The following is a 13271-nucleotide window of genomic DNA, read 5'->3' as shown; positions in this document are numbered from 1 at the left end:
AAAATAGTCTTAAGTATCCTATTAATATAGGTAATGTACTCCGTAGAAAGGAGGTAATCCATCCCCACGTTCTCGTAGGGATACCTTGTTACGACTTAACCCCAGTCACCAGTCCTGCCTTAGGCGGTTGTTTCCGTAGTTAACAAAACCGACTTCGGGCATTACCAGCTCCCATGGTTTGACGGGCGGTGTGTACAAGACCCGAGAACGTATTCACCGTAGCGTAGCTGATCTACGATTACTAGCGATTCCGACTTCATGTAGTCGAGTTGCAGACTACAATCCGAACTGAGAACGGTTTTTTGAGATTTGCTCCACGTCGCCGTCTTGCTTCTCTTTGTACCGTCCATTGTAGCACGTGTGTTGCCCCACTCGTAAGAGGCATGATGATTTGACGTCGTCCCCACCTTCCTCCCAATTACTCGGGCAGTCTCCTTAGATCATCTAACTAAGGACAAGGGTTGCGCTCGTTGCAGGACTTAACCGAACATCTCACGACACGAGCTGACGACAACCATGCACCATCTGTCATTCCGTTAACCTCCACTATATCTCTATAGCTTTGCGGAAGATGTCAAGAGTGGGTAAGGTTCTACGCGTATCTTCAAATTAAACCACATGCTCCACCGCTTGTGCGGATCCCCGTCAATTCCTTTAAGTTTCACACTTGCGTGCATACTACTCAGGCGGATGATTTAATGCGTTAGCTGCGCCGATGGTTCCCATCAGCTAATCATCATCGTTTACGGCGTGGACTACCAGGGTATCTAATCCTGTTTGCTCCCCACGCTTTCGTCTCTCAGTGTCAATATGTGCCCAGTTAGCTGCCTTCGCCATGTTGGTGTTCTTCCTAATATCTACGCATTTCACCGCTTCACTAGGAATTCCGCTAACCTCTACACAATTCTAGTATGCCAGTATCCAACGCGATTTGGGGTTGAGCCCCAAGTTTTGACGTCAGACTTAACACACAACCTACAGACGCTTTACGCCCAATAATTCCGGATAACGCTTGCAACCTATGTATTACCGCGGCTGCTGGCACATAGTTAGCCGTTGCTTTCTGACAAGGTACCGTCAAGATCATGGCATTTCCTCCACGATTTTTTCTTCCCTTATAACAGCAGTTTACAACCCGAAGGCCTTCATCCTGCACGCTGTGTCGCTCCATCAGGCTTTCGCCCATTGTGGAAAATTCCCTACTGCTGCCTCCCGTAGGAGTCTGGGCCGTATCTCAGTCCCAGTGTGGCGGATCAGTCTCTCAACCCCGCTAAACATCATCGCCTTGGTAAGCCATTACCTTACCAACTAGCTAATGTTACGCACCCCGATCTTCTAGTGAAGCTTGAAAGCTTCTTTTATATATAGTTCATGCGAACCATATAAGTATCCGGCATTAGCGCTAATTTCTCAGCGTTATTCCAATCTAGAAGGCACGTTAAGTACGTGTTACTCACCCATTCGCCGCTAAGTTCCGAAGAACTCCGCTCGACATGCATGTATTAGGCACACAGCCAGCGTTCATCCTGAGCCAGGATCAAACTCTCGAAAAAATTGACTGTCATGTATTGTATATATCTAGTTTTCAAAGAACTTTTGTTTTAAAATGTTTGCTTAAGTATTATACAAAGAATTTCAAAGTAGCAAAGAAAATTTTTCATTTTTTTAAAATTTATTTTGTAACTTTGATTTTGAACTTAAGAACAACATTTGCAATAACTATTATACATCACCTATTTTAAAAAAGAAATAAAAAAACAAAAACATTTGATCAGAACTAAACTGGGACACGAAAAGTGGACAAAAAGTTTAATTTGCTAAAACACCTCAACACTCTTGAGGTGTTTTTCAATTTAATACTGATTGAATTCTTTCGTTGTTGTATCAAAACACAAAATCATCAATCAATGATTTTAATTCATTAAAAGTTATTTTTGTAATGTCGATTAATTTTAAACATTCTGATTTTAAAATCGAAAAGAAATATTCTGCTTCTCTATTATCTAAAGAATTTCCAACTCTACCCATTGATACAACACCATTGTTTTTCTGAATTAAATCTACATAAGTTTTTGAAGAATATTGGAAACCATGATCAGAATGAGCTATTCATTTTTTGTCCATTTTGATTTTAGACATATGTTCCATTACTAGTTCTAAATCATTTCTTTTTGAAAGATTATAATTAACAACAAATTTGCTTTTGTGATCAATCGCAACAGATAAAAATACAAAATTGTTTAAGCAATCTTTTGGTGCAGAAATATAAGTAACATCAGTGGCAATTATTTGGTTTGTCTCTCCGTGATAATCACGATTAACAAGATCTATAAATTTTACGTTTGTGTTCTTTTGTTCTCTGTCTATTTTCTTTCTTCTGATTAAACAAAATAAGTTTAATCTTCTCATCGCTCTACCAATAGTCCTATAATTTAGATCTATTTGGAATTTTGTTCTAATATAACTTTCCAATCTTTTTCTACCAAACAAACCCTTATTTTTCTTAAATGACTTAATTATTAATTCATCATATTTAGTATTTACAGATTTTTTTCTTGTTTGCTGATCTTTAGTTTTTAGATTGTGAATTGTTGACTTAGATTTATTAAAGCATAGGCCCAATTTTCTTGTAGAAAGTGAAGATTTCTTAATTTTAGAAATATCAACTTCAATATTATTTCTATCAAAAGAGTCTTTATAAATTTCTAAAATTTCAATCAATTGTTCCTTAGGCATTTTTTCTCATTCCTTTTTTACAATTTCAATAGGAGTAATTTTTTGCCTTTTTGGTCTACCTGACCCTTTACCTTTTTTAGATGATTTACCTGTTTGCGATTCTATATTTATCATTCCTAAATTATATCTGTTATACTTGAAGACAAAATATTTTTTAGCCTCATTGAATTTTCTATCAAAAAAACTAAAACCTCTGATTGAATAATATTTAAGTTCAAAATCATTTTTTGATATCAAATTATTTTTGTAATCTTCGTAACTAGCGAATAGTTCTAATCATTGATGTGCCTTTAATTGTCTCATAATACCTCCTAAATATATAAAAACACGAAATATGGTTGTGTCCATATTTCGTGTCCTAGTTTAAACGCTTTTGTTTTTTTAATTATTTATAAATAAACTCTAAAGATTAAATTAATCCTTTTGTTTTAAGAGTTTTAAGAGTTTTAGCACTAACTCTAATTTTTTGTGAACGACCATTTAAATTCACTTTAACTTTTTGTAAGTTAACATTGAATTTTCTTTTTGAGGCATTCATAGCGTGTGAACGCTTGTTTCCTGTTAATGGCCCTTTTCCTGTTAAGACGTCTCTTCTTGCCATCTTTTTTACTTCCTTTCTATATATTAAATTAGCTAATTAAATACTTTATAAGTTTGTAAAAGCAAAATTATTATACTAAAAAAATAAATTTTCTAAAGTTTATTTATTAATAAAATAACATTTGCTTGCAACCTATTTATTTTCACTTTATTTTAAATTCAGTAAGTTTATTGAGATATTCGAAAATTTCTGCTACCTTAAGTTCTTTATTTGACTTAAGGAACTCAAAAACTTTCATAACATCCTTTTCATTTCAATTTTTATAAGGTAGGGTTTTTGCTCCAATCTTTCTAATAAAATAAGATAATTTTTGAATTATCTGTGCAAATTCTTTTTCTCCTTCATCTATCTTGGCTTTTGTATTTCAGTAATTTTGTAAGGTATCGTGTTTGTTCATAATATATAAAAAGACTAAAACTAAAATCTTATTATAAGATTCATTAAAAATTGATCACTCTGTTGTTCTTAAAGAAATTTCATAAAGCTTTTCTTTTTCGTAACTCGTAAAATCTGTATCAAAAAGTAAAAACTGAATGTTCTCTTTTCAAAATCAAAAATCAGGCAATCCATCTCTAAAATATTTGTTGTGTAAGAAGCACCATATAATAATAAAGAAATTCTCTTGTTTATCTTTATTCTTTAGTGTTTCAAAATAATCCAAGTTTTCTTCTTCTAATTGATCTTCAATTTGAATTTTCGTGTAAATTTGTAGAGCTAAATTTAAAAATTCTTTATCTTTTTTAACATCTTTAATAAACTTTTCTTTTGTGCTAGTTGGTTTTTCTAACTTTGGTTTGAGCTCCAATTCAGATTCTAAATAAGGCTGGTTAAAGATCGATTTTTGAAAAACTTCTTTTCAGTAAGAATTAAGTGGATTAGCACTATTAAGTAAAGTCTTGAAAAGCGGACTAATTTGAAGGTTGCTTGTTTTTGGCATTAGAAAGTTTGTTAAGATGCAAGATTCAATAAAACTATTTTCCATTTTTCTTGTTTTTAAAGCACTTAATTGTTTATTGAGATTAAAATTCTCTACCATATTGATTTTGATCATTTCAACAAATGTATTATTAGTGCTGGATACAATCATTTTTGAAATATTATCGATTTTAATTTCTCAAAAAATAAACTTGCGGCGATTGATTGCTTTAATGAATTTGCGACTTATTAAGTTTAATGAACTTAAAAAGATTAAAAACAGTCTTAAGTTTTGTGTTTTGCAAGGAAGATCGGCTTTAGGTAATTCAAACTCGAAAAGAAATTTTGCATTATCATATACTTTCACAACTGGCTCCGCTTCATCTGTTGGTGGACAAACTAAGTTCTTTGCCATTTTGAAATCATAAAAAAGCGATTCACATAAATCGCAATTTATTTTTTCGATCTTTTGGTATGGAAAGTTAATTAAAAGTCTAATGTTTCGTTTTCGATTATTGAAACTTTCTAGTTTTTGCTTTTCATATAAATGAAACAAAAGTGGCTTAAAAAATTGATAACCGAAATAGAAAAAATCAATTTTCTCAAAGCCTTTAAAGATAAATGAAGTCTGTTGTTTTGAGTAAGTCATCTATATAATGTTAAACGGAAACTGCTAAAAAGCTAAATAAGATTAAATAAATTATTAAATAAAAAAGTTAAAATATTAAATATGAAATTCTTTAAAAAATTAATTAATAAAGTTTTTAACAAAAACGAAGCCCCTAATGCCCAAAGCGTTGAACAAGAACTTCAAAAACAAAAAGAGAAAGAAATTATTAATAGTGAGAAGTTCCAAAAATATGAAACAGGTTTAAGTAATAGCTCTTTCTTTGGAAAAAAACTTCTAGAAATCCAAAATGCACACAAAGAAATCAACGAAGAATTTTTCGAAGATCTTGAAGAGTTATTAATTATGTCAGATATTAATATTTCACTTGTAGATTTAATTATTCAAAAAATCAAAACTGAAGTTAGAACAAATAATATTGATGATCCTAAATTAATTGGTGAAATAGTAGCAGATCAAATGTTTGTTGTTTACGCAAATAATTCGATCGTAAACACTAACTTAAACATTGAAAAAGATCGGCTTAATGTTCTTATTTTTGTTGGTGTAAACGGAAGCGGTAAAACAACTTCGATTGCCAAAATAGCTAATAAATACAAAAATGAAGGGTTAAAAATATTAATAGCTGCTGGTGATACTTTTAGAGCTGGAGCAGTTGATCAATTATCTATTTGAGCAGATCGTATTGGTGTTGATATTATCAAACCCGATAAAGAAGGCCAAGATCCTTCTTCAGTAGTTTATAAAGCTATGGAAAAAGCAAAAAAAGAAAATTATGATTTAGTAATTATTGACACAGCTGGTAGATTGCAAAATAAAGTTAACTTAATGAAAGAGCTTGAAAAAATGGTGGGAATTATTCAAAAATTTGAACCTTCAGCGCCACATGAATCACTTTTAGTTTTAGATGCAACAACAGGTCAAAATGGACTTAGTCAAGCTCGTGCTTTTAAAGAAATAGCAAATTTAACCGGAATTATTTTAACTAAAATGGATGGGACTTCAAAAGGTGGAATTGTCTTATCAATTAAAGATGAATATGATATTGATGTTAAATATATTGGCTTAGGTGAAAAATTAGATGATTTACAAGAATTCGATTTAGATTTATTTATTTACCAAATGACAAAGGATTTAATTAATGAATAAAGATTCAATTGAGAAAGTAGAAAAATATATTGAACTTTTTGAAAAATACAAAAATTTTCTCACTCAAAATCAATCACAAGTCTTTCAGCTTTATTTTTATGAAGATCTTTCTTATGCAGAAATAGCCGAAATTCTAGCAACAACTCGTTCCAATGCTTTTGATACATTAAAAAAAGCAATTACAAAATTAGAAAAAATTGAAAATAAGCTAAATAATTCTTAATTTTTTGACCGATTCAAAAGCGTAGTTTTAAAACTACGTTTTTTATTTAGCAATTAAAGTAAAAATGTGCTAAAATTAAATAACTATGAGTAATAAAAGAGATTATTATGATGTTTTAGGTATTTCAAAAACAGCAACCGCACAAGAAATTAAATCTGCATATCGTAAGTTAGCTAAAAAATACCACCCAGATGTTCTTAAAGATGGTACAAGCGATGAAAAAATGAAAGAAATCAACGAAGCATATGATGTTCTTTCAGATGAAAACAAAAGAAGAAGTTACGATCAATTTGGTCACGCCGGAGCAAATGGAGCAGGTGCTGGTGGATTCAACGCTGGTGGATTTGAAGGTTTTGGTGGATTCCAAGATATTTTCGAAAATATCTTTCATGGTTTTGGTTCAAGAAAAAACGCACAAAGAAATAGCGGACCAATTCCTGGTGATGATTATGAAACAGCTATTAAAATATCGTTTATGGAATCAATAACCGGAGTCACTTTAAATAAAGAATTCACAAAATACGAAACATGTCCACATTGTCATGGTTCTGGTGCAGAAACACCTAGCGATGTACAAGTTTGTGGTAAATGTCAAGGAAAAGGATTCGAACAAAAAGTAGTTAACAGTATTTTCGGACAAACTTACTCACAAGTTGAATGTAGCGAATGTCATGGATTAGGTAAAATTATTTCTAAAAAATGTCACGAATGTCATGGAAATACATATATTAAAGTTAAAAAAGAAACCAAAATTAATATTCCTGCAGGAGCTTCTAACTCAACTCGTTTAAGATTACAAGGTTTTGGAGGGCCTGGTAAAAATGGTGGGCCAAGCGGTGATTTATACATCTACATTAGAGTGGAAAAACACGATTATTATGAACGTGAAGGAAACGATTTATATATAGTTGTTCCGGTCTCTTTTGTTGATTTAATGCTTGAAAATGATATTGAAATACCAACTCCATATGGACCACAAAAAGTAAAACTTAAAAAGTCATATCAAAAAGGTCAATGAGTTTCACTTAAAAATAAAGGAGTTACAACTTCAAGAGGAACTGGAAACCTTTACTTTAGAATTCAAGTGATTGTTCCTGAATATAGTAGAAAAGAAAATAAAGAACTTAAAAATATTTTCGAGAAGATCGAAGATAACACAAACAAAGAATTCGTGGAAACAGTACAAAAAGCTAAATAATATGCTTAAAATTTTAGAAAGCACGCTCAATAGTTGTGCTTTTTTTATTGCTATTTTTTTAAACGTTAGACATTTTTAAATCTTAATTAAAGTAATATTGCTTTAAATTTTGAGTATTTTTAATTTATAATTAAAGAACTATGAGTCAAAAATATACAGCAGAAGATATTAAACAACTAAAAGGTTTAGAAGCAGTTAGAAAAAGGCCAGGGATGTACATCGGAGGGACTGATGTCAATGGTCTTCACCACCTTGTTTGAGAGATTGTAGATAATGCTATCGATGAAGCATTAGCTGGATTTGCTACACAAATTGAAGTTATTCTTAAAGAAGACGAATCTGTTGTAGTAACAGATAATGGACGTGGTATTCCTGTTGAAAAAGCCAAAGGAGAAAAAAGAACAGCAGTAGAGATTGTTTTTACTGAATTGCACGCTGGTGGTAAATTCAATGGAAGTGTCTATAAATCAGCTGGTGGTTTACATGGAGTTGGTTCAAGTGTTGTAAATGCCTTATCGACAAAGCTAGAAGTTGAAGTTGCTCGTGATGGTAAATTATACAAAACGGCTTTTCAACAAGATAAAATTATCGAAAATACTCATGAAATAGGAACTTCTAAAAAAACCGGAACTTCTGTTCGTTTTTGACCTGATTATGTAATTTTCAAAAAAGCTCGTTTAAGTCATCAAAAGATTGCAGAGAGACTGAAAGAAAGTTCATTTTTAGTTACAAATTTAAAAATTATTTTTCGTGATGAAAAACAGGATATAACTGAAATTTATCAACATAACGATGGTTTAGTTGCTTATTTAAACGATTTAAATCAAAACAAAACGCAAATTACCTTACCTGTTTCATTTTCTGATGTTAACCGTGATATGGAAGTTAACGTAGCATTCCAATGAACCGATTCATATAATGATTTAATAATTAGTTTTGTTAACAACGTTAAAACACGTGATGGTGGAACTCATGAAACTGGTTTAAAAACAGCTATAACTAAAACTTTCAATGAATTCGCAGTCAAAGAAGCAATTTTAAAAGGTAAAAATTTATTTGACGGAGCAGATATTCGTGAAGGATTAACATGTATTATTTCACTTAAAATACCTGAAAATCTGTTAGAGTTTGTTGGTCAAACTAAAGATAAACTCGGTACACCTGATGCAAAAATCGCAGTTGAAGAAGTAGCAAATAAATTTTTTGAAACTTGAATAGCTGAAAATAAACAAGTTGCTAAAAAAGTTTTAGAAAAAATCAAGCGTGCTTATGAAATTCGTTTAGAAGAAAGAAAAAGAAGAGAAGAAAGTCGCCAATCTAAAAAGGTTCTAAAAAACAAAATTATTTTAAGCGATAAATTAACGCCAGCAACATCAAAAAAACCTGAAGAAAAAGAGCTCTTCCTTGTTGAGGGTGATTCTGCTGGTGGTAGTGCTAAAAGTGGTAGAGATCGTAAAACACAAGCAATCTTGCCGCTTCGTGGTAAGGTTATTAACTCTGAAAAATCCAAACTTGCTGATGTTGTCAAAAACATGGAGATTATTACTATAATAAATTCAATTGGAGCCGGTTTTGGTAAAGACTTTGATATCAAAAAAAGTCAGTACAAAAAAATAATTATAATGACTGACGCCGACACTGATGGAGCTCATATTCAAATCTTATTACTTACATTTTTCTATCGCTTCATGCGTCCTTTAATTGAAAATGGAATGGTATTTATCGCTCTTCCGCCACTTTATAAAATCACAAATAAAACAACAAAAGAAATCAAATACGCTTGAGAAGATGATGAACTCAAAGAAATTTTAAGTGCAACAAAAAATCCTACAGAAATTCAAAGATACAAAGGATTAGGTGAAATGAATGCCGATCAACTTTGAGAAACAACGATGAACCCAAAAACTAGAACCTTGATCCAAGCAACAATCGAAGATGCTTATTTAGCTGAACGTCGCGTAAGTGTTCTAATGGGTGATGATGTTGCTTCAAGACGTGAATGGATTGATTCTAATGTTGATTTCACAAATGAAGATGATTTTGAAATAGCAAACTAAAAATGAGTTTTAAATCGCCGCGATAACTTGGCAAAACATTTTTAAAATTGCTTTTTATAAATAAAATCATTCAAAAAGTTATATAATAAATACGAATAATGTTAAATTATTCCAATTTCTTTCTAACCAAAAAACACCTTCTGTGAAAAGGTGTTTTTTTGTGTGAGAAAGAGGGAAATGGACTTTTTATTTAAATGTTCTTAAAATTACCAATAAAATTAGAAAAATTAAAAACAATGTTAAATTGTCCATTTTTCTTTCTCGCGTTTTTTTCATATTCCCCCTTTCTAGTTAGTAGTCTTTTTTGATTACTAACTATTAAATAGATAAAGAAAATAGCAAAAAATACTAAAAAAGAAGAAAAAAAGTATAAAAAACTGTTTTGCTCACAATATTAATCAATGGTTAGCCATAAAAAGAGTATTTTTTAAATTGTAGTAGAAACAGATAAACAAATCCTTGCACAATCAACAAGAATTTTTTTGTTTTAATGAAAATATAATTGCAAAGTTGTATAATATTAAAGAACAACTTAATGTTGTTTTCACTCTTTATCCCAAACACAAAAAAACACCTTCTCGGAAAAGGTGTTTTTTTGTGTTTGGGATAAAAAAGGGGGTGAAAAAATTTTATTTAATTATTTTTCAAATAACTAAAAGTATTAGAAAAAATAAAATTAAACGAATTATTTTCATCTCTCGGCCCAAACAATTTTTCCATTTTACTCCCCCTTTCTGATTAGTAGTCTTTTTTGATTACTAACCATTAAATAGATAAAGAAAATGACAAAAAGAGGACAAATAAGTATGAAAGTTTATCTTCTTATGTTTGTTCTCACTTTTTTTAGTATGTTGCATCTTAAGATTTTATGTATATTGTATTCAAGTTTTAACCAAAAAGAAAATGTGATATTTTATTATTTGTTTCACATTTAGATTTAAGAAATATTCTTTTTCTAAAAAAGACATTCTAAAGGTTATATAATCATTAAGAAAAATTAAGAACAATGTTAAATTATCCATTTTTCTTTCTCGCTATTTTTATCATTGTTCCCCTTTCTGGTTAGACTTTCTTTAGAGTAAACTGATAGCAAGATAACCAGAAATATTTCAAACAAAAAAAGACAGTTAAGCTGTCTTTTTTTCTTTTAATTTTGGCGCTTTAAGAACGTTCGCATATCAATTCATTCTTTAGGTCCTGGAAAATCTCCAGAAGTAATAAAGTACCGATAAACTTCTTTCATTTTAGCAACATTCTCTTGATATCCTTGATCAGGATTTTCATATTCTATATCTCTTTTGATAATGTTAAATTTATTTGAAAGCGGGAAGTTTGCTAGATTTACAAAACTTTTAATTTCCTTGTTATTTCATCCGAAACTTTCTTTTAAGAATGTCATTGTTGCTAATAAAGTTGTTGTTGTACCTTGAAGTCCATATAATTGTGTTTTTGATTTACCATCTGGTGTAAAGAGTACAGAACTACCGTTTGCAATATTTTCGTAGTCAACAACAAGCATGTTTTCTCATGCAATTCCTGAATCTAATAAGATTGCCTTGTTAGCTTGCTCTCCTAATAAATAATTAAGATAAATTTTCGATTCTTCTAGGTTGTAAACAGGGTGCAGTTTGAAGAAATAATTATACTCATCTTGTGGATAAAGTTCATTGATTTTAGCAAAGAACTCATGAATTTCATCAAGTGCATATTTTTGAGTCTGAAACCTTCATTCATCATCATTTGTTTTTCTAAATAATGATGATCCCATAAAAACTAAATTCTTTTTGTTTGGATTGTAATTATTTTTTCCATCTACAACTAGGTCTAAAAAACTTTTGTTTTTGAGTTTATTAACAGTTAAATAATCATTTCTAACGTTATTTTCGTCATTAAGTTCTAGATATTCATAGAAAGTTTCAGGATTTAATGGATAAGCGTAAACATTTAATTTTGCTCATCCAAAACCTCTCTTTTCTAAATCATCGTTAAGTGGTTGCATATAACCATTATTTAAGTTAAAAATTCTAATTTTGTCACTTAAAGTATAAAAGAAGTGGTAATCAATCGGCATTTCTAAACCTTCTGATTGTTTATATTCATTTCAGAATTTTAATAATTCTGCTTCTGAATAACTTTCTTTTTGATTTTTAACTCACTTAATATAATTATCTCTAATAAATGTGTATGGTTGTGCGTTCCCATCACTTAATAAAGTAATTTTATTAGCATGTTTAATGATTCAATGTCTTTGCTGACGGTTCATTTTAATAAATGAAATATCCGGGATAAAGAAATCAAAAAGTTCAATTCCCTTATCAAGGTAAGGTTTTAAGTAATCTAAAAGTTCCTCAAGTGATTGTGGAAAAATATTATATGGACGATCAATGCCTGAAATATATTTAGTATTTCCTAAAATTCAAAGTTTTCCACTATCGGTGTTAATTTCTTTATCACTGATAATATCTTGATATTTTTTAAGTAAGAAATTAAGGTCAAAACGATTTGTACTTGCATCTTTTTGATAATAATCTCAAACTAATTGATCTAACATATATAAAACGTCATTATATTTAGCTGGATCATTTTTTGAAAGCTCTAATTGAGCGATCATTGACATAAAACTCGAGATAAAAACTTGCGCTGCATTACGATTTAATAAAACGGAAGGTATATCATTTTTAGCAGATTCAACAATATCTTCGAAGAATCTGTAGTATAAACTATCACTGCTTTTCTTTCATCTAGTTATATAGTCTCTTAAATTAACAGTTAAATTCGAAATCGGAACATTAAAATCATATGATTTTCCAATTTCGCCATTTTGCTCTTTTGGATCTACTGTACCTGGATTTTCAGGTGTTGTAGGGTTTTCTGGTTTCTCATCTTCTTTAGGTTCAATCTTTTGAGTTTGAAAACAAGACGCAGAAACAGCAACAGGTAAAAAAGATAATGTTAAATAAAATCATTTTCTTTTCATTTTATTGCTCCTTTCAAATTAACAGTTTGGCTTTTAACTTTAATAAAATCTATTTCAATTTAGAAGCTTTGTAAAAACCAATTCCAAATGAAGTTGCTCCAAAAACAATTGTGCTAGCTCCACTTGTTAAAGTTGCTACCATTAATGCTCACATTCTTGAGCTCACTAGTTTAATTTGATCTTGAATTGGCTTTAAATCATGGTTAAATGCGTAATCATCTTCTAAAAGCACATTCAATGTTGAGTTTAAATCATAATAATTATTTTGCAAAATGATTCAAACAGTTACAAAAACAATAAAAGATAATAATGACAATGCTCCTAAAATGATTGTTATTTTTAAAAATTTATTTATATAAGTTTTTTGCATTTTGGACTCCATGTGAATGTCTTTTACTTAAAACACGAATTAAAACAGTAAAGAAAACAATTGCAAACGCAACAGTGAATGAACAAGAAACAATAATTCAAATAATTATTGCTTGATTAAAGTTTTGAATTGTATTTCATGCTTTTAAGTACTTATTGATATCTGTGTATGATGTTTTGAAGTGAGTGTTTGTGTTGTTGTAAACATAAATGCTTACAGAAATTAAAAATATAGCTAAAAATATAGCAAATAATGTTAATAATCATTTTAAAAGTGTGTTATTAATTTTCATTATTTTTCCTTTTCTGAGGTAAAAAATAATTTATTCAAAATTACTTTTTTTACTTAATTACATATTTTAAAGGTATTAAACCCTATATATATTATATTTAATAACAAAAAAAAAAAAAAAAAGAG

General features: G+C 30.0%; 10 protein-coding genes and 1 rRNA gene. 4 read left to right on the top strand and 7 right to left on the bottom strand.

Annotated elements, in window-relative coordinates; all coding sequences use genetic code 4:
• Positions 1-46: 46 nt before the first annotated feature.
• From EXC46_RS00500 to EXC46_RS00485, 4 genes are all read right to left on the bottom strand, one after another.
• A 16S ribosomal RNA gene (locus EXC46_RS00500) occupies positions 47-1553 on the bottom strand.
• Positions 1554-1809: 256 nt separating this feature from the next.
• A complete protein-coding gene (locus tag EXC46_RS00495) occupies positions 1810-3039 on the bottom strand; it encodes an IS3 family transposase (RefSeq protein WP_165005584.1) in 1230 nt (409 codons plus the stop codon).
• Positions 3040-3145: 106 nt separating this feature from the next.
• On the bottom strand, positions 3146-3337 hold the full coding sequence (rpmB, locus tag EXC46_RS00490) for a 50S ribosomal protein L28 (RefSeq protein ID WP_027333774.1): 192 nt from the start codon (positions 3335-3337) through the stop codon (positions 3146-3148).
• A gap of 136 nt (positions 3338-3473) precedes the next feature.
• A complete protein-coding gene (locus tag EXC46_RS00485; protein ID WP_129622106.1) occupies positions 3474-4667 on the bottom strand; it encodes a hypothetical protein in 1194 nt (397 codons plus the stop codon).
• Between the two features lie 315 nt (positions 4668-4982).
• On the opposite strand from EXC46_RS00485, the gene ftsY reads away from it, so the two are divergent.
• From ftsY to EXC46_RS00465, 4 genes are all read left to right on the top strand, one after another.
• Positions 4983-6029 (top strand): signal recognition particle-docking protein FtsY, encoded by a 1047-nt coding sequence (gene ftsY / locus EXC46_RS00480; protein WP_027333772.1) that lies wholly within the window; start codon positions 4983-4985, stop codon positions 6027-6029.
• Positions 6022-6252 (top strand): sigma factor-like helix-turn-helix DNA-binding protein, encoded by a 231-nt coding sequence (locus EXC46_RS00475; RefSeq protein ID WP_027333771.1) that lies wholly within the window; start codon positions 6022-6024, stop codon positions 6250-6252. The genes ftsY and EXC46_RS00475 overlap by 8 nt, the downstream gene beginning before the upstream one ends.
• A gap of 85 nt (positions 6253-6337) precedes the next feature.
• Positions 6338-7450, top strand: coding sequence for a molecular chaperone DnaJ (gene dnaJ / locus EXC46_RS00470; protein ID WP_027333770.1), 1113 nt, complete (start codon positions 6338-6340; stop codon positions 7448-7450).
• A 140-nt stretch (positions 7451-7590) separates the two neighbouring features.
• Positions 7591-9507, top strand: a complete 1917-nt coding sequence (locus EXC46_RS00465; RefSeq protein ID WP_027333769.1) for a DNA gyrase/topoisomerase IV subunit B — start codon at positions 7591-7593, stop codon at positions 9505-9507.
• Between the two features lie 1147 nt (positions 9508-10654).
• On the opposite strand, the gene EXC46_RS00460 is transcribed toward EXC46_RS00465, so the two are convergent.
• Genes EXC46_RS00460 through EXC46_RS00450 form a run of 3 tightly spaced genes read right to left on the bottom strand, consistent with a single transcriptional unit; the run spans position 10655 to position 13146 of the window.
• Positions 10655-12484 (bottom strand): hypothetical protein, encoded by a 1830-nt coding sequence (locus tag EXC46_RS00460; RefSeq protein WP_027333768.1) that lies wholly within the window; start codon positions 12482-12484, stop codon positions 10655-10657.
• Positions 12485-12533: 49 nt separating this feature from the next.
• On the bottom strand, positions 12534-12854 hold the full coding sequence (locus EXC46_RS00455; RefSeq protein WP_027333767.1) for a hypothetical protein: 321 nt from the start codon (positions 12852-12854) through the stop codon (positions 12534-12536).
• A complete protein-coding gene (locus tag EXC46_RS00450; RefSeq protein WP_027333766.1) occupies positions 12832-13146 on the bottom strand; it encodes a hypothetical protein in 315 nt (104 codons plus the stop codon). Before EXC46_RS00450 ends, EXC46_RS00455 begins: the two co-directional genes overlap by 23 nt.
• Positions 13147-13271 lie beyond the last annotated feature (125 nt).

The sequence above is a fragment of the Mycoplasmopsis glycophila genome (assembly GCF_900660605.1).
GTDB lineage: Bacteria > Bacillota_I > Bacilli_A > Mycoplasmatales > Metamycoplasmataceae > Mycoplasmopsis > Mycoplasmopsis glycophila.
The sequence above is the reverse complement of the archived record's forward strand: the minus strand, read 5'-3'. Positions and strand labels throughout refer to the sequence as shown.